The sequence below is a fragment of the Melghirimyces algeriensis genome (assembly GCF_900182565.1).
GTDB classification, from domain to species: Bacteria; Bacillota; Bacilli; order Thermoactinomycetales; family DSM-45169; genus Melghirimyces; species Melghirimyces algeriensis.
Genome location: NZ_FXTI01000017.1, coordinates 13,335 through 35,385, shown reverse-complemented (window position 1 = coordinate 35,385; position 22,051 = coordinate 13,335). Strand labels below are relative to the sequence as shown.

Below are 22,051 nucleotides of genomic sequence, written 5' to 3'. Positions count from 1 at the left end.
TATGGGCTGGGTTACATCATGCCGCCCATACCGCCCATGCCACCCATATCACCAGGGGCACCGGCTTTCTCTTCTTCTTCCGGCTTGTCAGCCACAACAGCCTCAGTGGTCAGAACCATGGCTGCAACGGAAGCGGCATTTTGCAGAGCGGAGCGAGTTACTTTGGCCGGGTCTACAATACCGGACTTGATCATGTCCACCCATTCGCCAGTAGCAGCATTAAACCCAGTACCCACATCTTTATCTTTCAAACGCTCCACAATCACAGAGCCTTCCAGACCGGAGTTGAAAGCGATCTGACGCAACGGCTCTTCCAAAGCGCGACGAATGATTTTGGCACCGGTTTTCTGATCGCCGGAGAATTCGTTTTCCAACTTCTCAACAGCGGATACAATGCTGGCGAGAGCCGTACCACCACCGGCCACAATCCCTTCTTCCACAGCGGCACGAGTGGAGTTAAGGGCGTCTTCAATCCGCAGCTTGCGCTCTTTCAGCTCGGTTTCAGTAGCGGCACCCACTTTGATGACAGCGACACCGCCAGCCAGTTTGGCCAGACGCTCTTGCAATTTTTCTTTGTCAAACTCGGAAGTGGTTTCTTCCAATTGCTGACGAATTTGTTTCACGCGGCTGTCGATTTCGCCACGATCGCCAAAACCGTCGACAACGATGGTTTCATCCTTGGTTACGCGAATCTGACGGGCACGACCCAGCACGCTAAAGTCAGCCGTTTTCAGATCCATTCCCAAGTCTTCCGTAATCACTTGTCCACCGGTCAATGTAGCAATGTCTTGCAACATTGCCTTGCGACGATCACCGAAACCAGGAGCTTTTACAGCCACTGCATTGAAGGTACCGCGCAATTTGTTCACTACGAGGGTGGCCAGTGCTTCCCCTTCCATATCTTCAGCAATGATCAAAAGCGGTTTACCTTGTTGGACCACTTTTTCCAAGAGAGGCAGGATCTCTTGTACATTGGAAACTTTCTTATCCGTGATCAGGATATACGGTTCGTCCAAGACAGCTTCCATTTTGTCATTATCTGTTACCATGTACGGGGAAATGTAGCCGCGATCAAATTGCATCCCTTCGACGACTTCCAGTTCTGTGACGAATCCTTTGGATTCTTCGACAGTAATTACACCGTCGTTACCCACTTTTTCCATCGCCTCGGCGATCAGTTGACCCACTTCGTCATCATTGGCAGAAATGGCAGCCACTTGGGCAATGGAGTCTTTTCCTTCAATCGGCTTAGCGATATTGCGGATTTCATCAACAGCTGTTTTAACAGCCTTTTCAATCCCGCGACGAACGACCATCGGGTTGGCACCGGCAGCCACATTTTTAAGACCTTCACGGATCATGGCTTGAGCCAAAACCGTAGCGGTGGTTGTTCCGTCACCGGCTACATCATTGGTCTTGGTTGCCACTTCTTTCACCAGCTGGGCACCCATGTTTTCAAACTTGTCTTCCAGTTCAATTTCCTTAGCAATGGTTACACCATCATTCGTGATCAGAGGAGAACCAAATTTCTTTTCAAGCACGACATTGCGACCTTTCGGCCCAAGCGTCACTTTTACAGCATCCGCCAAGGCGTCTACGCCACGCAACATGGCACGACGGGATTCTTCGCTAAATTTAATCTCTTTCGCCATAACGCTTTCTCCCTCCTATGTAGGTGATTTTATTTTGACAGGATGTGAAAAAACTTAGTCGAGAACAGCCAGAATATCGCTTTCGCGCAGAATCAGATATTCCGTGTCGCCCACTTTCACTTCCGTACCTGCGTATTTGGAGAAGATTACACGATCGCCTTCCTTTACTTCGAGCGCTACCTTTTGACCGTTTTCAAAACGACCGGAACCCACAGCAACCACTTTTCCTTCCTGGGGTTTTTCCTTGGCCGTTTCCGGCAATACAATGCCACTGGCCGTCTTTTCTTCTTTTTCGATCGCTTGAAGAACAACTCGATCCCCTAATGGTTTGATCATCGTCAGGCACCCTCCTTCATGAGGTAAATGGATTCTTTATTAGCACTCGATGAAGATGAGTGCTAACACAATTACAATAATAACGATCTGCTTTCCATTTTGCAAGACCTCTGTAAAAAAAAATTACCGTTCCCATGAACGAATGGTTAGAAAAGGGAGAAATTGTGTCAATATGATTCGCTTGCAGTTTGGATCATTGCTTTCTACTCCTGTTACGCTTCCGGCGATGTCGCATATAACCAGGTGCAAACGGTGCAACATCAACAACCTGTATCAATCAACATCGAAAAACAATCAAAGCTGATTCCTCCTATATCAGAGGAATCAGCTTTGATCTCCTTTAAACCACGGCAAACGTCCTATTTCAGGGTAAATAAAGAACCCTTCCCCTCAACCATTTACCAACCATCTTCGTGATCCATTTTCTCTCGCTCCTGCCAATAGCGCTCCCGTTCCTCGTCTTCAGCTTGTATCCGACGATAAACGCGCGACGAAAGCCAGATACTGACCTCATAAAGTAAAATCAGTGGTATGGAGACCAATATATTGCTGATAAAATCCGGCGGTGTCACCAAAGCAGCCAAAACAACCATGGCCAGATAGGCAAAGCGTCGACTTTTGCGCAAAAGATCCGGGTTTAAAATCCGAATCTGCGTCAGAAACAAAATCACCACCGGTAGTTCAAACAACAGTGCAATCGGAAGGATTACACGAAACATAAACCGAAAAAATTCATACATTCCGTAGGTTTCCGACACACCCAATGAATCAGCCAGTGCAAACATAAAGTTGAGAAGGAAGGGGAAAACCCAATAATAACCAAATGATAATCCCAACACAAAAAGAACGGCGGCAAATGGAATATATCTAAGCGTGGCCTTTTGTTCCCTGGGCGTCAATCCCGGTTGGACAAACCGCCAGATTTGATAGAGCAGAACCGGAAGCGTACCTGCAACCGCCACCACAAAAGCAATCTGCATATAGATTGTAAGCGGGTCACCCACAGAAAAAGCATGTAGTTCCACTTTCTGTTTCAAGGACGTTTGAAGTGTATCGTATCGAACAAAGTTGATGATCGGCTCGGCGAAAAAAAAGCCCACCATCAACATAATGACAAAAGTACCTAAAACGACGAGAATTCGGCTTCGCATTTCGCCCAAATGCTCCGTCCAATGTTGTTGATTACCCCTCATACGTTTACCTTCCTTCTCCCGATCGATTCAAAGCAGAACCGCTTTAATCCTCTTTCAGGGGAGCCTCCCCCTTCAGAGTAACATCCTCGTCTTCCTCCAGCGGAAAGTTCTTCAGGAAATAGATCAGCGTTTGCAGTTCAATGGTTAGATCAATATTATGCATTCTGACCCCCTGAGGGATCGTCAGACGAGCGGGAGTAAAATTGAGAATCCCACGAATCCCTGCCTTCACAATCCAATCCGTCGTTTGTTGTGCTGCATGGGCAGGTACGGTCAGAATCGCCATCTCCACATGATGGAGTTGACAGACCTCAGCAAAGCGGTCCATGGAATAGATGGACACTCCATCTACTTCCTTTCCAATCTTAGAGGAATCTACATCAAATCCAGCTACAATTTTTGTATTGTGACTTCGATAAAAATTATATTTCAACAAAGCGGTGCCCAGATGGCCAACTCCTACCAGAACCACATTGGTCACTTCATCTTGCCGCAGAAAATTCCTGAGAAACTGCAATAAATAATTTACATTATATCCATAACCTTTTTTGCCCAATTCTCCGAGGTAAGAAAAATCACGGCGGATGGTGGCAGGGTCAATCTGCAATGCTTCGCTCAATTGTGCGGAAGAAACGCGTTTTTTCCCGATCGCGTGCAATTTTTCCAAATACCGATAGTAAAGTGGCAAGCGCTTGGCTGTCACTTGGGGAATCTTGATTTCAGACATAGCACGCCTCCAAACATACGAATCTGACTCTTTGCTATCATGATACTGTATCTCCACATTCAACAGGAATGCAATCCACCATAACCCAGATGGACGATATCTTCCCGGTATATTTTCTTTCCAGCGAGGATCCGGGGAAGCAGTTTATCAAAAGAAGTATAGGAATCATGGATGACACATCCAGGAAGCCCCAACACCGGAATCCCCTGATAATAAGCAACCATCAGCATGGAGCCTGGAAGCATCGGGGTTCCATAGCTAACGATCTCCGCACCCAATGATTGAATGGCACCCGGTGTGCGATCATCCGGATCGACAGACATACCTCCTGTTACTAAAACCATATCCGCTTCCCTCTCAATAAAGGAATGGATCTGAGCTTGGATCATCTCTTTATCGTCACCGGCGAGCGTCTGGCCCATCACCGTGGAGCCGAATTTCTGAAGCTTTTCCTGAATCACCGGTCCAAACCGATCGGGAATCCGACCCTGTATAATCTCACTTCCGGTGATCACCACTCCCACCTTCAATGTTTGATAGGGCAGAACATCCACCACCGGATTCTCGGAAGTCGTGAGGATTTTCTCCACCGATTGGACCCGTTCCTCCGGATAAATCAAAGGAATTACCCTGGATGCGGCAACCACTTCTCCTTCCTGAACCGGCCGATCGGACTCCAGTGTGGATATCACGGCCTGCTCTACCTGATTGACAGCATGGACACGAGAAGCATCCACCTCTAAGAGTCCGTGGATGTTGGACACCAGATTCACTTTTCCCTCACGAGGTTCCGTCACAGTCACCCGTTCTCCGGCAGCGGCACGGGCAATCCGATTTGCTGCTTCATTTTCGTGAAGTTCCCCCGGTGCCAGTTCCATCACATAAATATGTTCCTTACCAATCGAAAGGAGACCCTCAATATCTTCTTTTTGGATCACATGTCCTTTGCAAAACAGGGGTCCTTTAAACTTGCCAGGCAATACCTGAGTCAGATCATGGGCCAAAACCATCCCTACAGCATCAGTCACATGCACTTCCTTCAAAGAACTCTTCATCCGTCTTCCCCCCTCGCATCCCATCATGTTTATTTTAAGTACTTCGATTCTTGATCTTCTATCCTGTCATTATTGTATCAACCTTGGTTCTATTTGTGTATGTATTCACAAGAACTTAATGCTGGACTGACAAAAGAATTAAAAACATGAATTGAAAAATCCATCTTCCAGCCTATTGTCCCAACACCTGTTTCCGGAATAAACTGAAATTGAATCAAATGACTTATGGATTTTTTATTCTCATAATTACCGCTTAGCAGCCCACGTTCGTGGGCTGTTTGATATATCATTCTTTAAAAATGAATGACGCCTTCAGGGGTAATCACCGCATGTACAGGTTGATCGTGGGATTCAGGATAAACCGTGGACACCAGTTGAAAGGAATAAGCTACTCCCACACGTACCATATCAACATCTGGATCTGCAAAAAATCGGTCATAATAACCCCCGCCATACCCCAGACGATAACCTTCCCGGTCAAAACCGATCCCCGGAACCACCACCAAGTCTATCTCTTGGGCATCAACATGCTGACCCTTCGTTGGGTCTGGCTCCAAGATCCCATAGGTCCCCTCGATTAAATCAGAGAAGCTTGTAATGGAATACAGCTCCAATGTACGGGTACGGGGAACGGAGCGAGGCAAAACCACCTGCTTTTTCTGTTGCCATGCCTTCTCCATTCCTTTCCGAACATCCACTTCTCCACGATGAGGCATATAAAAAAGGATGGACCTTGCCTTTTGAAAACCAGACTCCCTTTCCAAAAACTCACAAATTGCCGCAGACTCTCTTTTCGCACGCCGATCATCCATCCCCTTCCGCTCAGCCAACAGCCGGGTACGAAGAATCGTTTTTTCCGTATCCATTCCTTCCCTCCTCCAGGATTTATGCTGATTGTATCACAATAGCACACAGATCCAGGTGTCCCCCTCTTTTTTCGCGACCTTCCTTGGGATACAATGGAATCGGTCTTGTTTACAAGAGGTGATACAGTTGAGTATCCTGCAAGCAAATCGTATTGACAAATCATTTGGCGCAACTTCTATCCTAGAAGGCGTTAGCCTAAAGGTGGAAGAAAAAGAACGGGTCGGTCTAATCGGTCCCAACGGCGCTGGAAAGTCCACCCTCCTGAAAGTGATCACCTCCCAACTCCCCGCTGACTCAGGAGAAATCCATATACAAAAGAATGCACAAATCGGATATCTTGCTCAATCCATGGAACCGGAAGCGGATGGAACGGTGTGGGAGGAAGTGATGAAGGCTTTCAGCAGTCTCAAAGAGATGGAAACGAGACTTCGGGAACTGGAAACAAAAATGGGGAAAGAATCCGTTTTCTCCGATGAAAAGCGATATCTTCAAATTACAGAGCAATATGCCCGGCTACAGGAAGCATTTGAACAGCAGGGAGGTTATAGCTTTGAAGCCAAGGCGCGTGGCGCACTTACAGGGCTCGGATTGGGGAACATCCAATGGGAGACCACATCCGTTCACTCATTGAGTGGAGGGCAAAAAACCCGTCTTGCGCTGGCCAAACTGCTTTTGGAACAACCGGATTTAATGATCCTGGATGAACCGACCAACTATCTGGACATGGATGCTCTTTATTGGCTGGAACAAACGTTGGAAACCTACCCTGGAGCGCTTTTGGTGGTTTCCCATGATCGCTTTTTCCTGGATCGGGTGGTAACCGTCATCTATGAACTGGACCGAAATCGGATGACACGCTTTAACGGCAATTACTCCGATTATATGGTACAACGGGAAGCGTTGCGAGCAAAATGGGAAAAAGAGTATGAACAGCAGCAGGAAGAAATTCGCCGAATGGAAGACTTTGTCCAACGAAATCTGGCCCGTGCCTCCACTACCAAACGGGCACAGAGCCGTCGCAAAGCCTTGGAAAAGATTGAACGGATTGAAGCCCCACCCCGTGATCGAAAAAAGGTGGCCATCCGTTTTGAGCCTGCTGTCTCCAGTGGAAAAGAGGTATTGATCACCGATGATCTTACAGTGGGCTATCATCCGCAACAGCCACTGATCACTGATGCCAGTCTATACCTTGAACGCGGGGATCGCATCGCCCTGCTCGGTCCCAACGGGACCGGGAAGTCCACACTGTTAAAAACGTTGGCAAATCAAATCAAACCCCTTTCCGGAAAAATAACCTTTGGCAGCAATGTCCATCTGGATTATTATGATCAGGAACAGGAAGAGCTGCAGAAGGACAAAACGGTACTGGATGAGATTTGGGACGCCCATCCCAAGCTGGATCAATCCGACATCCGATCGTATCTGGGGCAGTTTTTATTTACGGGTGAAGACGTATTTAAGCGGATTGCCGATCTGAGCGGTGGCGAAAAGGCACGTCTCTCTCTTTTGAAACGCCTGTTACATCAGGGAAACCTTCTTTTGATGGATGAGCCAACGAACCATTTGGATATGGAGAGTAAAGAACGCCTGGAGTCAGGTCTGGAATCCTTCTCCGGCACATTATTGTTTGTTTCCCATGACCGTTATTTCATTAACCGACTGGCCAATCAAATCTGGGAAGTAAACAATGGGAAAATCACCGTTTTTGACGGAAACTACGAACGTTATCTGGAGCAAAAAAAAGAGAGGAACGATCCGGAAAAGAACTCAACAACTGCTGATGTTTCAGATTATACACTAGAGGTTCGCAAGCAACGGATAGAAGAGCGACAGGAGCGCCGCCGCCGTGAGGAAGCCAACCGATTGGAAGAAGAGATTGAGAAGCTGGAACAGGAAAAAATTCATCTACAAGAGGAACTTTGTCAGCCGGAAATATACAGTAACCCCGAAGAGAGCACACTTCGCCAACAACGTCTTAAAGAACTGGAAGAACTGCTTGTTCAGAAAACGGAACGCTGGGCAGACATTGCAGAATAGACCGCAGACAGCGGTCTATTCTATTTACAAATACATAAAATGTTCTATTTTTAATAGAAAAACTTTCAACTGGTATTCTTTTCTTGTATACTTCTGTATGTAAAAAAATGATAGTACATTCAAAAGTGCTGAAAAAGCCATTAAAGCGAGGTGAGATCGATTTGCTGAGAACGAAATTTTTGGGAATCGGACTATTAAGTATTCTTCTCATCTTTCATTCCGGATGCTCGCTTCTCAATCCCTCTGCGGAGACTGGAAAAAAAGAGACCTCTTCAAAAAAGGCGGATTCAGAAAAGAAGGAAACATCCGTTCAATTGGACAAACTTCCATCTGAACTGGAAGATCTCAAACACCTGCGAGAAGGTCCCGGACGTTATGGAGCGGACAAATATGACTTAAACAAGATTCGTCCGGCGTTGAACAAAATCCCCAAAAACATTTCAGCCGATCAACTGTATGAACGACTGCTGAAACTGGTTGCGGAGGATTACCGAACGATGATCCATTCCATGGAAACCTTTGATACCTCCATTATTGATGTAGCGGAGGGACCTGAAGGGATCCGCAAGCTAAAAGTACCGGACAGCCAGGAAGTGAATATTATGATCCTGCTGGATTCCAGCGGCAGCATGGCGGACAAGGTAAAAGGCGGGGTAAAGATGGATCTCGCCAAAAAAGCAGTGAAAAATTTCTCTTCCAATATGCCCCAAGGAGCCAATGTCTCCCTTTTGGTATACGGTCACAAGGGTTCCAATGCCAAAGCGGACAAAGAAACATCCTGTGCCAGTATGGAAGAAGTCTATCCACTGGGCCCCTATAAAACTAAGACGTTCCAAAACTCGCTGGATAGATTCCACCCCACCGGATGGACCCCATTGGCCGGAGCCATGAAAGAGGCTAAAGAAAAACTCTCTTCCCATGTAGGTAGCAACGTACAGAACATCGTATACGTGGTGAGTGACGGAGTGGAAACGTGTGACGGCGACCCGGTAAAAGCTGCGGAAGAACTAAATGAATCCAATATGGAAGCCGTTGTCAACATCATTGGATTTGATGTGGACAATGATGGCCAAAAGGCTCTTCAAGAAGTGGCTGACGCCGGTGGGGGAAATTACCAAACGGTGGGCTCCAAAGTGGATCTGAAAGAGTACTTCGAAGGTGAATATGACCGTCTCTATGATCAATGGGGAGACTGGGCAAGCGACCATTACGACAAAGCAAAGTATGTTGCCAGCGTCAAATATGACCGGCTGGATCAGATGAAGAGTGATCTTTACCGGCAGGCAGAAGAAGAAAAACATTATCTTTATGACGCCACTGAATACCTGGAAGAGGAACGAGACTTTGACTATGATTTGATCAGTGATGTGCAGTCGCAAATCTTTGACCGAAGAGACACGATCCAGTCCTATTCCATCGATCGACGGGATGAATTACAAGATGAAGTGATTGACAAACGGGACAGCATTCAGGAACAGGTTATGAATAAACGGGACTCTGAACAAGATGTACTATCGGATTAAAGATAACAGGAGGGTTATCATTGCTTAAAAAATCACTGATTTCCGTTTTATTGTTAATGCTGGTTGTTCTGGGCACAGGCTGTGGCTTGCTCGCTGATGAATCCAAAACGGACAGGAAAGAAACGAAAGAGAAAAAAGAACCCAAAGTAGCCAAAATCACCTTTGGTGATTATCCCAGCGATGATGATGTCAAAGGACTGTTGAGAACACGAAGTCATTTTGGAAATGAAGAGGATATTGCCCTGAAATTTGATCTCCCAAAAGGTCAAACATTTGATACCAAATATATTAAAGCCAAAGTACTGAAGGAGCCAGGCGATAAACTGATTGAAGAATTTACGAATGATGTTGATCCTTCTTGGGACGGTTTAAAATGGGAATTCACTTCCAATGATGATTTTAACGGCTTCTATGACCTTGGCAAATATAAAATTCAAATCTTTCGGGGAGAAGAGCTTCTGGCAGAGGGAAAACTGGAAATTGTGGATCAATAATCGATGAAGAGACTTTCCAAATTGGGAAGTCTCTTGTTTTTTGAATCACTATATGTTAATTCACGATTTCACCATGAAATCTGAACAGTTGTCAGAAACCCTAGCTTTAGTACGGTCATCCCTTTTTTCATCAGCATCCAACTTTTTGAATCCGTATTCCGTGTTCCTCCAATCCTTTCCGTAACCCTCGAACAAAAGCGAGGGCCTTTGGGTCATCGCCATGCACACAGACGGTGTCCGCCTGAATCTCCAGATCCGTTCCATCCAAAGCGTGAACCTTTCCCTCTTTGACCATCCGTACCACACGTTTCACCATCAAATCCAGATCCTCCATACAGGCATTGGGGGCCGTACGGGGAGTCAGCGTTCCATCCGGTTGGTAAGTCCGATCGGCAAACACTTCATGCACCACCTTCAGACCCGCTTTTGTTCCGGCCTGAATCAGCTCACTATTGGAAAGGCCGAAAAGAAGCAGATTCCGGTCTACCGCAGCCACAGCTTCCGCAATCGCCTGAGCAATAGTGGCATCCTTGCTCGCCATATTGAAAAGTGCCCCATGAGGCTTTACATGTCGCAAACGCTCTCCATAGTGGGAAACGAATGCTTGCAGTGCACCAATCTGATAAACAGTCATGTTATAGACATCATCGGGGTCGACAGCGATATACCTCCGTCCAAATCCCAACCGATCCGGCAATCCTGGATGAGCTCCCGGACCAACGCCTTTTTCCACAGCCATCCTCACCGTCTGATGCATGATATTGTGATCCCCTGCATGGTAGCCACAGGCGATATTGGCAGAGGTGATTTCATCCAATATGGATGCATCCTGACCGATGACATAAGGACCAAAACTCTCCCCCAAATCGCTGTTCAGATCAATGGTCCATTCCATCTCCAATCGCTCCCATCCCATTCTCTTGATTGCTCTTGACCCCATTATTGTCGTTTGCTTCAGTCGGTTGAAAGCGAATCTATTTTCAACTTTTTATACAATCGAATCATCCCGGAAAAACCCTTCAGCCGTCCGGTCTGGATGCTTTTTCCCAAGCATCGGACCATTCACGGATGGCGATAATCATAAAAGGCATCACCACATAAATGATCGACGTAGCAGCAGAAACAATCCCCGAATCGTTAAAGACAATGGCAGCCAATGCCCCAGCTAGAATAGCCGCAAATCCATTAAACATCTGGGGATAGCGTCGCATTAACAGCTTGAGACCTCCGGCAGGGCGAAAAGAAAGAATCGCCATGGCAACCAGAGATAAGAGAAACACCTTTCCCCAGGAGGAAACACGAAGCAACTTCAGATTCATCTCCAACTTTCGATGGATGATACGAAGAACTGCTTCAAAATCTCCTTCCCGAAGGTCGGCAAGTGCACGTCCAATATGACTGGGAGAAGGTCCCGGCAACCAACTGTTCAACACCACCAACAGTAAAAGGCCAATCAGACCGAGACCCACTGCCTTTAAAAATAACCCGGTGCTCCAACGTTTTTGAAAAAAGCGCAAATAAGCAACGGCAAAGCCAACAGCAGACGCCAATGCACCACCGGCATTGGTCCCCCAAAACGGAGCCGCAAAAAAGAGCAGCAAAAAAAAGAAAAAGAGACCGACTCCCCACCGTAACCATCGGGTGACAACCTCCCGTTTTTCCAACCAAGCAGCGCTTGCGAGAATCGAGGAACCGAGAACCACTCCCATATATTCGTTTCCAATTCCATAATAGCGGGCTCCCTTAATGGGATCATACCCCAAAAAAGATTGCTGGATCAGCGGCCCACCCATCAAACCATCCACGACTACCGGCAAAAAAACGAACAACCCCGTCCAAAAAAATAAAGAAAGGGTGGAAATCCGGGTTAACAGAAAGGCCAGACCTAATCCACTCACAACCAGAATTCCGCTGAAAAGCCACCAAGAATGAGCGGTCATACCGGAAAAAACCAAAAAGATAAAGGGGGCGAGCATCACTGCAAGCAGAACAGACTCCATCCAACCTCTACCTTTTCCATTCTTCAAAATAAATATCAGACCTGTCAAAAGCACGGTGATTTGCAACAGAATATACGAGTATAAAACAGAGGGGCGCAGATTGTAAATGGATTCAACGCGCTCTACGGTATTCCAGAAATCTTTGATCGATCCGGGAATGGAATTCATGGGAAGTCCCATCATCCCCTTTGGAACCGTGATCCCCAAACGGGTAAGAAGGGTAGGAGCCAGATCGATATTGCTTACAATTCCTGTTCTGCGGGTTGTTGAGGAAGTCAGCAAACGAAAATCGGTTCCCTTTTGATAAAACAGAATCGGCTGAAGGCCTTCTTTTTGGGAAGAACCGCTTCCGGATGAGGTTAAAACCAGCAGTTGATGTTTATCCATCTTCTGCACCATTTGACCCAGGAAATCATCCAGTTCCTGCAAGATACGCATCCGCAAGCGATCTTGCAACAGCGGGGACATGGTATGTCCCACCCGCTCCAAACGGTAAAGATCCCCCAAATCTACCACAGCTAACCCTGGCTTATGCCACGATAACAGCTGTTGACCGATTCGTTGATAATTGGCTTTCACTCCAAAGGGTCGATCCAAATCCTGAACCAGCACATTCTCCCCAATATCCCCTTCTTCCGTCACACCTCTTCGATCCATGGTAATCAGCGGGGCATATCGAACCGGCTTTTTTCCTTCATCCAAATTTCCCAATACCATCGTGGCATACCCGTGACGGCGAAGCGATTCAGACAAAATTCCCGGTTTCACTACATAGGTGTTTTTTTCATTTTCAGCAATGAGGTTCATGAGTCCAGGATAGACAATGGACTGGGATGAAAACGTTTCACCCATCCGACGGGCATACAATACACCGGCGGTCACAGGCTCCTCCTCCTGATCTTCCACCTGTTCCACCGCATGATAAAACATTTCGTTCGTGGGGGATACGGCCCGGCTTCCCATACCCAGTGTGGCGTAACTGTTGGAGAGCGTGTTTCTGCCACCGGTTTTCATATTCATCGCTCCAACAGAAGCATGTTGAATCAAATGTTGCAAATGAGGGAGCTCTTGGTTTCGGATATCATCCAAATACAGATCCGGTACGTTCATCCACCAAATCTGTCGTACGTCACGTACCATAGATTGGCTGTAGACTGTTCCTTCTGTACAAAAACAGAAAAGTATCAATCCCAGAAACAAGCAAAGGAAAACAGAAAACGCATATTTTAATTTCACCTTGATTCCCCGTTTCCAACTTTCTCTTTTCGTATCCTCCCCTAGTCCTTAAGAAGTATTCGATTGTTGCAATCCACAGGATTTCCACATATTTATCCACAACCAAAACCCTATTATTTCAGTTATCCACAGGACTTATCCACATTATCCACAGGTACTAAAACCGATTTATCCACAATGTCTTTTTATCTAAATCTTTTTGGTTAAACAAAACAGATTTCCATGGTATTTATATGGAATTTCACTCTTTTTATGCACTTTGTCCCCCTTGAATCGGAGGTCGTGCCTGTGGATAACTAAAAGGGACTGCTGACAAAGGTCAGCAGTTGAAGTTCATGACAAAGTGGTGAAGGGGAGATATCCGTTTCCGCATCTCTTTCCTCCAGCAACGAAGTGGAAAAGAGTCCGCTTCATCCCCTCCGGTCCCAACCAGCGGACAAAATATCCGCTAAACGATTGGGACCGGTCCCGCTGGGTCGTCGGAAAAGGATGCTCCACCGGATCTCCCCCCTCTTATTTATCTTTGTCCGCAGTTCTTTCCTTACTGATCGAGATTGATTTCAATCGTCTTCATTTTATGCTCTTCGTAACCTTTTCCTTCACCCAAACTAAAAATCATATTGGTTGAATGGCAAAATGACTCCAATGGTACTACTCACTCAAAGTTATGTGCTTTTTGGTTCAAACCAGAACAAAGCCCTGCGCCGAATGGCGACAGGGCTTTGTTCTATAAAATCGGCAAAACAAATCTCAAATCAAGGATAAATCAGGTTTTGCATTTAAATCCAAACCATCCGTTTGCCCATCCAGATAACGAAATGTACCTGCAGCTGCAATCATGGCCGCGTTATCTGTGCACAGTTCCATAGAAGGAATGGTGAGATGAATGTTTTCCTTTTGACAGCGGTGTAACAGTTCCTGTCTCAAGCGCGAATTGGCCGAAACCCCACCCGCAAGAACCAGATGCTTGACTCCCTGTTTTCTTACCGCACGAACCGCTTTTTCAGTAAGCACTTCCACCACAGACTCCTGAAAACTGGCAGCCACATCCGCTCGATGAATCACTTCTCCCCGCTGTTTGGCATTATGAAGCAGGTTAATCACAGCCGACTTCAACCCGCTGAAACTGAAATCCAAAGAATCCGGCTCCAGCCAGGCTCTCGGCAAATCAATTATAGGCTTGCCTTCCTTTGACAGACGATCAATTTCCGGACCACCCGGATAGGACAAATCCAGAAGACGGGCCACTTTATCATAGGCTTCTCCGGCTGCATCATCCCGTGTTCGACCCAGCCGTTCAAACCGATTGTGATCCGACATATAGACCAATTCGGTATGACCACCGGAAACCACCAGCGCCACCAAAGGAAATTGTAACGGTTGCATCAAGTGAGCGGCATAAATGTGACCGGCGATATGATGAACTCCAACCAATGGAAGATTTGCAGCAAAAGCCATCGCTTTTGCTGCGGCTACTCCAATCAAAAGTGCACCGACTAGGCCGGGTCCTTGGGTAACCGCGATCGCTGATAAATCTTCCTGTTTGACATGGGCATCATTTAAAGCCTGTTGAATAATCTCCGTGATCCGTTCCACATGTCGACGGGAAGCCACTTCAGGTACCACTCCCCCAAAGCGGCGGTGAACTTCCATCTGAGAAGAGATCACATTGGAACGAAGAATCGCTCCATTTTCCACTACTGCCGCTGACGTTTCATCACAGCTTGTTTCAATTCCCAATACCAACGTTTTTTTATTTGATTTCATCCATTTCTCCACCTAGCTTTACCTGCATCATCACAGCATCTTCCTGATTATCGGTATAATAATGCGGACGTATACCGATCGGCTGAAATCCCTTTTTACGGTATAGATTCTGAGCAATGTGATTCGATGCTCTCACTTCCAGCATCATGTGATGTGCACCGGATTTTCTCGCAGACTTCATCAAATCTTCCAATGCTTGCTCTCCAATCCCTTGCCCCTGAAGGTCCGGATGAATGGCAATATTGGTCACATGCGCCTCATCTAAAACCAGCCACATTCCACTGTAACCAACAACCCTTCCATCCTTTTCTACAACCTTATAGTGGGCAAGCCGATTATACACCAATTCATTATAGAACGCTTCCCTGGGCCAAGGCGTGGCGAAAGAGGCGTGTTCCACCCGAAGAACGGCGGAGAGATCATCCAAAGTCATCGCCCGGAACTTAATCCCCAGACACTTCATTCTTTTTTCCTCCGTTTTTGGATAACCAATCTGCCTCTGCCTTCGTCAATTGAAGATAATTGGGTACCGCACCCATATGATCCACCTCTCCCCGTTTCAGACATGAGAGAGCCAACGTTCCCAGATGGGCAGCACTGACGATATTCTCTCTTCCCTGTCCAAAAAATGCCTGATCACCCAGCACATCTGTGATCCGTTCCTGAAAATGGCCGGTGTCCTCTCCCAAAAAGAGCAATGGACCTTCATTCCGTAGATCACTCAACCACTGATCCAGATGAATCACTTTTTCTTCCTTTGCTGAAATCATTTCATTTGTTTCTCCGCGAAACAACCCCGTATAAACCCGGTTCCGCCGCGCATCAAAAAGAGGAACCACGCCTCCCGGAAAACGGAGCCCATTCATCGCCAAGGCCGCCAGACTGGAGACCGACACCATCGGAATTCCACGACTCCAGGCGATCGTTTTAGCCGTCGTAAACCCAATGCGAACTCCGGTATATGAGCCGGGACCTGCTGCCACTGCTACTCCGTCCAAGTCACTTGCATCAAGTTCCAGATCTCCTAAAAGGCGGGCGACCGCAGGCATCAACCGAACCGAATGATTTTTATGTAAGTTTGTCGTCAATTCTCCCAAAACACGATACTGATCCAAAACCGCCACACTCAACACCAATGTGGAGGTATCAATCGCCAGCAATTTCATTGATGCTCAGCCCCTTACAAATCCGCTCCACCTCATTGACAGGAGGCTCCACTTTAATCATTCGAACCTCATTTTCCTGGCGAACAATTTCAATTCGTATCACATCTTCGGGCAATAAGGGCTGAATCCGACTTGCCCACTCGACAAATGTAACACCCTCTCCGTAAAAGTATTCATCCCATCCCAGTTCCTCAACCGTAGAATCCAGCCGATACACGTCCATATGATAAAGAGGGATTCTCCCTTGTTCATACTCCTTGATCAAGGTAAACGTAGGACTGTCAATCGGGGCTTCAATTCCCAAACCTTTTCCCACTCCCTGCATAAATGTCGTTTTCCCTGCACCCAAATCACCCTCAAGGGTGATCACATCTCCCGGCTGAAGACGTTTTGCCAGGTTCATGGCCAAAGAGCGGGTTGCTCTAGGACTGTTGGTTTGAAAGAGACAAAAATTAGAATCCATACCATCACCTATTTTTTAAGTTCAATTGATTCGGTTATCCATCACTGCCTTATCTAGTTTATCCTGAAATCAATTTTCTTGAAACCTCAAGGTTTATCCTCATATACAAAAACCGTAGCTCTAAAAGCTACGGTTTTTGCTTGAATGTGGAGCGGGTGAAGGGAATCGAACCCTCGCATTCGGCTTGGAAGGCCGATGTTCTACCACTGAACTACACCCGCATATTAAATATTGTATAGGTGGTCGGGGTGACAGGATTTGAACCTGCGACCTCCTCGTCCCGAACGAGGCGCTCTGCCAAGCTGAGCCACACCCCGGTGCCAATGCGGTTTTGCTTTGATCTATGCTGTATGAATGGTGCGGTCGGCGAGACTCGAACTCGCACGGCCATATGGCCACTACCCCCTCAAGATAGCGTGTCTGCCGATTCCACCACGACCGCACATGATAAATTGGCATTGGTGCGGGTGGAGGGACTCGAACCCCCACGCCTGAGGCGCTAGATCCTAAGTCTAGTGCGTCTGCCAATTCCGCCACACCCGCAAAACTCCGGGCTGATTTCCTCGATTAACCGCCTCGATCGACATTTTCTATCGTATCATGTTGCGGTATGAATGTCAAGAGTATTTTTTAAATTATTTTTGGACGATGAAACCGAACCCACTTGTTCATTTTTTGGTGACCCATCCAGGATTCGAACCTGGGACACCCTGATTAAAAGTCAGGTGCTCTGCCGACTGAGCTAATGGGTCATAACTGGCTGGGGTGGTAGGGATCGAACCTACGCATCACGGAGTCAAAGTCCGTTGCCTTACCACTTGGCTACACCCCAGCGGCAAGGTTTCTAAGAGTGGGGCGACCAGTGGGAATCGAACCCACGAATGCCGGAGCCACAATCCGGTGCGTTAACCACTTCGCCATGGCCGCCATATTGAATGGCGGAGCTGACGGGACTCGAACCCGCGACCTCCGGCGTGACAGGCCGGCGTGAACTCCAACTTCACCACAGCTCCGCAATCTGCCTCGGGAATCCCCCGAGTATGGTGGACGGTGACGGGATTGAACCGCCGACCCCCTGCGTGTGAAGCAGGTGCTCTCCCCCTGAGCTAACCGTCCTGAACATGGTGACCCGTAGGGGATTCGAACCCCTGCATGCCAGCGTGAAAGGCTGGTGTGTTAACCGCTTCACCAACGGGCCACGATCATTTGTCCAAATGGCGGAGAGAGCGGGATTCGAACCCGCGCGGGGCCAGAGACCCCCTAACGGTTTAGCAAACCGTCCTCTTCAGCCACTTGAGTATCTCTCCGCAATATGGCTCCTCAGGCAGGACTCGAACCTGCAACCTACCGGTTAACAGCCGGGCGCTCTACCATTGAGCTACTGAGGAACATCTTTTGAAGCGACATGATTCATTGTAACTGATTCTGTCGAATTTTGCAAGAGGTTTTTTTGCTTTTTTTCAAGATGTCCACTTGCTTGCCTCGTTCGCAAGGCGCTTTAATAACTTAGCACAGGTTCTTGAGCGCCGTCAACCCCTTTTTCGTAAAAAGTTGCTACTCCTTTTACTTTCGTATTTTACCGTGGTCCTTGATCGTCCCGTGCAGAATCTTCAACGCATGCGGCAAGACCTCCAACACTGCTTCTAAGCACTCCCGAACCGCTTTCGGACTTCCCGGAAGATTAATCATCAGGGTTTGCCCACGAGTTCCTGCCACTGAGCGGCTCAACATCGCAAACTTCGTTTTTTCCAATGTCGTCATTCGCATCGCCTCAGGAATGCCTGGCACTTCCCGATCCATCACCCGCTTGGTCGCTTCAGGAGTCACATCCCGCAATGACAAGCCCGTACCACCCGTTGTAAGAACCAAATCCAACCTTTCTTCATCTGCCATTCGGATCAATGCGTTTTCAATCACCTCCTGTTCATCCGGAACAATTTCATAAACGGCAACGGTTCCTTTTATCAATGGAACCAAGCGGCGGATTTCCTCTCCGCTTACATCTTTCCTTTTCCCTTGGGCTCCCTTGTCACTGACAGTCAGAATTCCGACTCTCCACACGATCATTTCTCCTCCCGATGATAATCACCACTTTTTCCACCTGTTTTGGATAACAGACAGGTTTCTTCAATAATAATCCCTTTATCCACGGACTTACACATATCATAAACCGTCAGTGAAGCCATACTAACTGCTGTCAAAGCCTCCATTTCCACTCCGGTCACATTGTCCGTCTTTGCCTCTGCTTCCACAACCAGAAGGCTGTCCTCTTCCTCATGAAAGCGAATATCTACACTTTTCAAAGGAATGGGGTGGCACATCGGAATGAAGTCAGCAGTTTTTTTAGCGGCCATGATACCAGCCACCTGTGCCACGGCCAACACATCCCCTTTGCCAACCGTTCCTTCCCAGATCATGTTCAATGTCTCTGGTCTCATGCGGATCCGGGAACGGGCAATAGCCGTGCGACGCGTCACCTCTTTTCCGGATACATCCACCATCCGAGCCCGTCCCTGTTCATTGATATGCGTAAAAGAATCCAACCGTTTTCCTCCTTTATCCTCCAATAAATGACATCTCCACCTTTTGATCACGGGGAAGATGGGTCGCAGAAAGGCGCTCATCAGAATAACGATCCTCTCGACCAGACCAGATTTGATGAATTCGCTCCAGCACCACCTGATCATCCACCCCTTCTCTGAGAAGGTCCCGCAAATCCGTACCTTCTGATGCAAACAGACAGGTATACAGACGACCGTTGGCAGACAAACGGGCACGGGTGCAGGAAGAACAAAAGGAATCGGTAACCGAGGCAATCACTCCGACTTCCTGATCGGTTCCCAGATAGCGATAACGATTGGCAACTTCTCCATAATAGTTCGGATCTGTCGGTTTTAAAGGCATTTCCTTGTGAATCTTGGCCAAAATCTCCCGTTTGGAAACGACCTGGCTCAGATCCCAACCATTGGTGTTTCCCACATCCATATATTCAATAAAACGAAGGATGTGCCCCTTTTCCCGAAAATAATGTGCCATGGGAAGAATTTGTCCATCATTGACGCCCCGCTGAACAACCATATTCACTTTCACCTTCAGCCCTGCTTGTTCTGCTGCATCAATTCCTTCCAGAACACGTTTGACACTAAATTGCCGCCCGTTCATCCGGGCAAAAATCTCTTGGTCCAAGGCATCCAGGCTGACATTGACCCGATCCAGTCCCGCATCTTTTAACAAAACGGCATGTTTGGCCAACAGGGAAGCATTGGTGGTGAGAGCAATATCCTTGATGCCATCCACCGCTTTGATCATCTTGATTAAACGGGAAAGGTCCTTGCGCAACAAAGGCTCTCCACCCGTGATTCGGATCTTTTCAACGCCTCCGACAGCAAACAGCCGAACCAAGCGGGTGATTTCTTCAAAGGTAAGTAACTCTTTCCGCGGGAGAAACGCATAATCCGGACCGAATACTTCCGCTGGCATACAATAACGGCAACGAAAATTGCACCGATCCGTCACAGAAATACGAAGATCCCGGAGTGGTCTTCCCAATCGATCCTTCCAATAAACCTGTTTCTCTTCCATCCGTTCCACCCACCTCCTTCCTTTTAACGATCCCGTCAGACCAATTGACCCATCTGTGACAAGTTATAACCTCCGAGCCGTTGGGCTGCTGAACGAAATGCCTGGGATAGGAGGATTTTCTTTAGCGTATTCCCCGCTGTTTCCTCCCATACAGTAACAGGAACGATCAGATCCAGCGGTTCGACCCATGCCGGTCTCCAGATCAACCCGTAGTGCTTAGCCACAGAATAAGGACCAACCATGACATCAGCCGTCCCTTCACTGAGAGAAGCAGCCGCTTTCCAATGTGATGTCTCCACCCGCTCCCATCCATTAGGAACGCTTCCAACATTCTGTTTTGCTTCCAGCATTCGCTTGATGCGTTCCCGAATGCCCGATCCAGGAGGGAGGTTAATGAAACGAAGACCTGGACGAAGCAAGTCAGCCGCACAGGTAACGGGTTTCGATACAGTTGATCCGGTAATCCACCCCATATCCCGCTCAGCGATACAAATTCGTACAAAGCCATCAGGGGTACCCGCCCGACGATAAACCACCAGAGCGTGGCATCCACCGTTTCTCAATCGTTTCCACCCTTCCTCCTCTTCCATTACCTCTCGTTGAATCGACCAGCCGGGACAGCATGTGGACGCCTCAGCGCCCAACCAGTCCAACAGAGGATCATCGCACCCTGCAAGGAGGAGCGTTTTTCGAATCGCTTCGAGCGGCTTCACCAATTCCAATGTTACTCGTTCCCCAGCATGGTAACGTTGGACATCCTGCGGTATCCGAAGCCACGAAGCTGCCCGAACAACGGACATGGTTACTCCTGCCCCTCCTGGAAGAGGGGAAGCCACATATTCTCCATTGACATACGCCGTTTGCATGCGAATAAAATCTTCCGCTCCCATCTTCCCCTGTACATCCTGATTCAAACGGGCTGAGACTACATGGACAGAATCCCTTCCCAAACCATACCACTTCTGAATCAAAGGCCGAACAAACCAATCAAAGGAAAGATAGGCGGAGACGGGATAGCCTGGCAAACCCAGTACGGGTTTCCCTTTCACAACAGCGATTACCACGGGTTTCCCCGGTCGAGTCGCTACACCGTGAAGGAGAACGTCTCCCAGATCCTGAAGCACCTTTGGGGTAAAATCCCTGCTTCCGGCGGAGGAACCGGCGTTCACGACAACCATGTCACACATATCCACAGCCCTGGAAATCTCCTGGGAAAGAATTTCTTTCCGGTCAGGGACGACTCCCCGATAATCCGGCTCCGCTCCACACTCCTCCAGAAGGCTCTTAAATACGGTACCATTAAATTCACGCAGTTGCCCCCGCTCCAGCGGGAGACCTGGCGGAACCATTTCAGAACCTGTGGGAAGAATCCCTACACGGGGTCGTCGCAAAACGGACACCTGTTCCACCCCTGCCGCCAACAGAACCCCTTGATCCACAGGACGAATGGTATGGCGAGCAGACAAGATCACTTCTCCTTCTGCCACATCTTCACCCGGTTGCCGAACATGCTTCCACGGATTTACCGGTTCATCCACCTGCACCCGGTCTTTATCGACCACTTTCACCTTTTCAATCATAACCACACTGTCAAAGGCGGAAGGCAACAAATCCCCTGTATTGATATAGATAAAGTCCCTGCCTTCCCGGAGCAAAACCGGCTTTTCCAAAGATGCCCCCTGGAGCATTTCCGCCTGTACCGCAATTCCATCCATCGCCGCAGATGCATGGGGAGGCATGGATCTCTCAGCGATCACTGGATGGGATGTCACCCGTCCACAAGCGTTGGATACGGAAACCTCTTCTTTCTCCGGGTGAAAATCCACCGCAGTAAGCAATTGATGTAATGCTTCATCTCTTGGTATTGAATCCAATCGGGTATTTCGCACAAATGCCCCCACCTTTTCCGAATATTCTTCGGTTAAAACAAGCATAGCACCCACTTTTCAAAGT

At 47.9% G+C, this 22,051-nt stretch carries 20 protein-coding genes and 12 tRNA genes; 3 read left to right on the top strand and 29 right to left on the bottom strand.

Annotated elements, in window-relative coordinates:
• Positions 1–11: 11 nt before the first annotated feature.
• The 6 genes from groL to FN782_RS16095 form a co-directional block, all read right to left on the bottom strand.
• Positions 12–1,652: a chaperonin GroEL gene (gene groL, locus FN782_RS16120; protein ID WP_142506813.1), complete on the bottom strand. Its 1,641-nt coding sequence runs from the start codon at positions 1,650–1,652 to the stop codon at positions 12–14.
• A gap of 54 nt (positions 1,653–1,706) precedes the next feature.
• Positions 1,707–1,988, bottom strand: a complete 282-nt coding sequence (groES, locus tag FN782_RS16115; RefSeq protein WP_142506812.1) for a co-chaperone GroES — start codon at positions 1,986–1,988, stop codon at positions 1,707–1,709.
• 398 nt (positions 1,989–2,386) lie between these two features.
• Positions 2,387–3,181: a twin-arginine translocase subunit TatC gene (gene tatC, locus FN782_RS16110; protein ID WP_142506811.1), complete on the bottom strand. Its 795-nt coding sequence runs from the start codon at positions 3,179–3,181 to the stop codon at positions 2,387–2,389.
• Between the two features lie 43 nt (positions 3,182–3,224).
• Positions 3,225–3,908: a redox-sensing transcriptional repressor Rex gene (locus FN782_RS16105; RefSeq protein WP_142506810.1), complete on the bottom strand. Its 684-nt coding sequence runs from the start codon at positions 3,906–3,908 to the stop codon at positions 3,225–3,227.
• Positions 3,909–3,967: 59 nt separating this feature from the next.
• Positions 3,968–4,963, bottom strand: a complete 996-nt coding sequence (locus FN782_RS16100) for a molybdopterin-binding protein (RefSeq protein WP_142506809.1) — start codon at positions 4,961–4,963, stop codon at positions 3,968–3,970.
• Positions 4,964–5,256: 293 nt separating this feature from the next.
• On the bottom strand, positions 5,257–5,829 hold the full coding sequence (locus tag FN782_RS16095; protein ID WP_142506808.1) for a 5-formyltetrahydrofolate cyclo-ligase: 573 nt from the start codon (positions 5,827–5,829) through the stop codon (positions 5,257–5,259).
• 118 nt (positions 5,830–5,947) lie between these two features.
• Between FN782_RS16095 and FN782_RS16090 the strand changes: the two genes are divergently transcribed.
• The 3 genes from FN782_RS16090 (at position 5,948) to FN782_RS16080 (ending at position 9,884) form a co-directional block, all read left to right on the top strand.
• Complete coding sequence (locus FN782_RS16090; RefSeq protein WP_246065001.1) at positions 5,948–7,867, top strand: ABC-F family ATP-binding cassette domain-containing protein; 1,920 nt, start codon at positions 5,948–5,950, stop codon at positions 7,865–7,867.
• Between the two features lie 161 nt (positions 7,868–8,028).
• The gene (locus tag FN782_RS16085; protein WP_185956384.1) at positions 8,029–9,390 is read left to right on the top strand and encodes a vWA domain-containing protein; all 1,362 of its coding nucleotides are present in this window, start codon (positions 8,029–8,031) and stop codon (positions 9,388–9,390) included.
• A gap of 20 nt (positions 9,391–9,410) precedes the next feature.
• A complete protein-coding gene (locus FN782_RS16080) occupies positions 9,411–9,884 on the top strand; it encodes a hypothetical protein (RefSeq protein ID WP_142506806.1) in 474 nt (157 codons plus the stop codon).
• 130 nt (positions 9,885–10,014) lie between these two features.
• On the opposite strand, the gene FN782_RS16075 is transcribed toward FN782_RS16080, so the two are convergent.
• The 23 genes from FN782_RS16075 to FN782_RS15970 all read right to left on the bottom strand — a co-directional run bounded on the left by FN782_RS16075 (position 10,015) and on the right by FN782_RS15970 (position 22,032).
• The gene (locus tag FN782_RS16075) at positions 10,015–10,779 is read right to left on the bottom strand and encodes a LamB/YcsF family protein (RefSeq protein ID WP_142506805.1); all 765 of its coding nucleotides are present in this window, start codon (positions 10,777–10,779) and stop codon (positions 10,015–10,017) included.
• 124 nt (positions 10,780–10,903) lie between these two features.
• On the bottom strand, positions 10,904–12,994 hold the full coding sequence (locus tag FN782_RS16070; RefSeq protein WP_185956383.1) for an alkaline phosphatase family protein: 2,091 nt from the start codon (positions 12,992–12,994) through the stop codon (positions 10,904–10,906).
• 459 nt (positions 12,995–13,453) lie between these two features.
• Positions 13,454–13,618, bottom strand: a complete 165-nt coding sequence (locus tag FN782_RS17030; protein WP_185956382.1) for a hypothetical protein — start codon at positions 13,616–13,618, stop codon at positions 13,454–13,456.
• Between the two features lie 252 nt (positions 13,619–13,870).
• Positions 13,871–14,887 carry a tRNA (adenosine(37)-N6)-threonylcarbamoyltransferase complex transferase subunit TsaD gene (tsaD, locus tag FN782_RS16065; RefSeq protein WP_142506803.1) on the bottom strand — a complete coding sequence of 339 codons (1,017 nt, stop codon included), beginning with the start codon at positions 14,885–14,887 and terminating at the stop codon, positions 13,871–13,873.
• Positions 14,874–15,350, bottom strand: coding sequence for a ribosomal protein S18-alanine N-acetyltransferase (rimI, locus tag FN782_RS16060; RefSeq protein WP_246064998.1), 477 nt, complete (start codon positions 15,348–15,350; stop codon positions 14,874–14,876). Before rimI ends, tsaD begins: the two co-directional genes overlap by 14 nt.
• Entirely contained in the window at positions 15,331–16,053 is a 723-nt protein-coding gene (gene tsaB, locus FN782_RS16055; protein WP_142506802.1) for a tRNA (adenosine(37)-N6)-threonylcarbamoyltransferase complex dimerization subunit type 1 TsaB, read from the bottom strand. Before tsaB ends, rimI begins: the two co-directional genes overlap by 20 nt.
• On the bottom strand, positions 16,034–16,516 hold the full coding sequence (gene tsaE / locus FN782_RS16050) for a tRNA (adenosine(37)-N6)-threonylcarbamoyltransferase complex ATPase subunit type 1 TsaE (protein ID WP_142506801.1): 483 nt from the start codon (positions 16,514–16,516) through the stop codon (positions 16,034–16,036). Before tsaE ends, tsaB begins: the two co-directional genes overlap by 20 nt.
• Positions 16,517–16,663: 147 nt before the next feature.
• Positions 16,664–16,737 (bottom strand) — tRNA-Gly (locus FN782_RS16045).
• A gap of 19 nt (positions 16,738–16,756) precedes the next feature.
• A tRNA-Pro gene (locus tag FN782_RS16040) sits at positions 16,757–16,833 on the bottom strand.
• Positions 16,834–16,871: 38 nt separating this feature from the next.
• Positions 16,872–16,958: transfer RNA gene (locus FN782_RS16035), tRNA-Leu, on the bottom strand.
• Between the two features lie 17 nt (positions 16,959–16,975).
• Positions 16,976–17,059: transfer RNA gene (locus FN782_RS16030), tRNA-Leu, on the bottom strand.
• A gap of 133 nt (positions 17,060–17,192) precedes the next feature.
• A tRNA-Lys gene (locus FN782_RS16025) sits at positions 17,193–17,268 on the bottom strand.
• Positions 17,269–17,273: 5 nt separating this feature from the next.
• A tRNA-Gln gene (locus FN782_RS16020) sits at positions 17,274–17,348 on the bottom strand.
• 19 nt (positions 17,349–17,367) lie between these two features.
• Positions 17,368–17,443 (bottom strand) — tRNA-His (locus FN782_RS16015).
• 9 nt (positions 17,444–17,452) lie between these two features.
• Positions 17,453–17,529, bottom strand: a tRNA-Asp gene (locus FN782_RS16010).
• Positions 17,530–17,557: 28 nt separating this feature from the next.
• Positions 17,558–17,632, bottom strand: a tRNA-Val gene (locus FN782_RS16005).
• A gap of 6 nt (positions 17,633–17,638) precedes the next feature.
• Positions 17,639–17,714: transfer RNA gene (locus tag FN782_RS16000), tRNA-Glu, on the bottom strand.
• Positions 17,715–17,731: 17 nt separating this feature from the next.
• Positions 17,732–17,823: transfer RNA gene (locus FN782_RS15995), tRNA-Ser, on the bottom strand.
• Between the two features lie 6 nt (positions 17,824–17,829).
• Positions 17,830–17,904: transfer RNA gene (locus tag FN782_RS15990), tRNA-Asn, on the bottom strand.
• Between the two features lie 175 nt (positions 17,905–18,079).
• Positions 18,080–18,583: a MogA/MoaB family molybdenum cofactor biosynthesis protein gene (locus tag FN782_RS15985; protein ID WP_142506800.1), complete on the bottom strand. Its 504-nt coding sequence runs from the start codon at positions 18,581–18,583 to the stop codon at positions 18,080–18,082.
• Positions 18,580–19,017, bottom strand: a complete 438-nt coding sequence (gene moaC / locus FN782_RS15980) for a cyclic pyranopterin monophosphate synthase MoaC (protein WP_425462723.1) — start codon at positions 19,015–19,017, stop codon at positions 18,580–18,582. Before moaC ends, FN782_RS15985 begins: the two co-directional genes overlap by 4 nt.
• A 55-nt stretch (positions 19,018–19,072) precedes the next feature.
• On the bottom strand, positions 19,073–20,098 hold the full coding sequence (gene moaA / locus FN782_RS15975) for a GTP 3',8-cyclase MoaA (protein ID WP_142506831.1): 1,026 nt from the start codon (positions 20,096–20,098) through the stop codon (positions 19,073–19,075).
• Positions 20,099–20,133: 35 nt separating this feature from the next.
• A complete protein-coding gene (locus FN782_RS15970; RefSeq protein ID WP_142506798.1) occupies positions 20,134–22,032 on the bottom strand; it encodes a molybdenum cofactor synthesis domain-containing protein in 1,899 nt (632 codons plus the stop codon).
• Between the last annotated feature and the right edge of the window lie 19 nt (positions 22,033–22,051).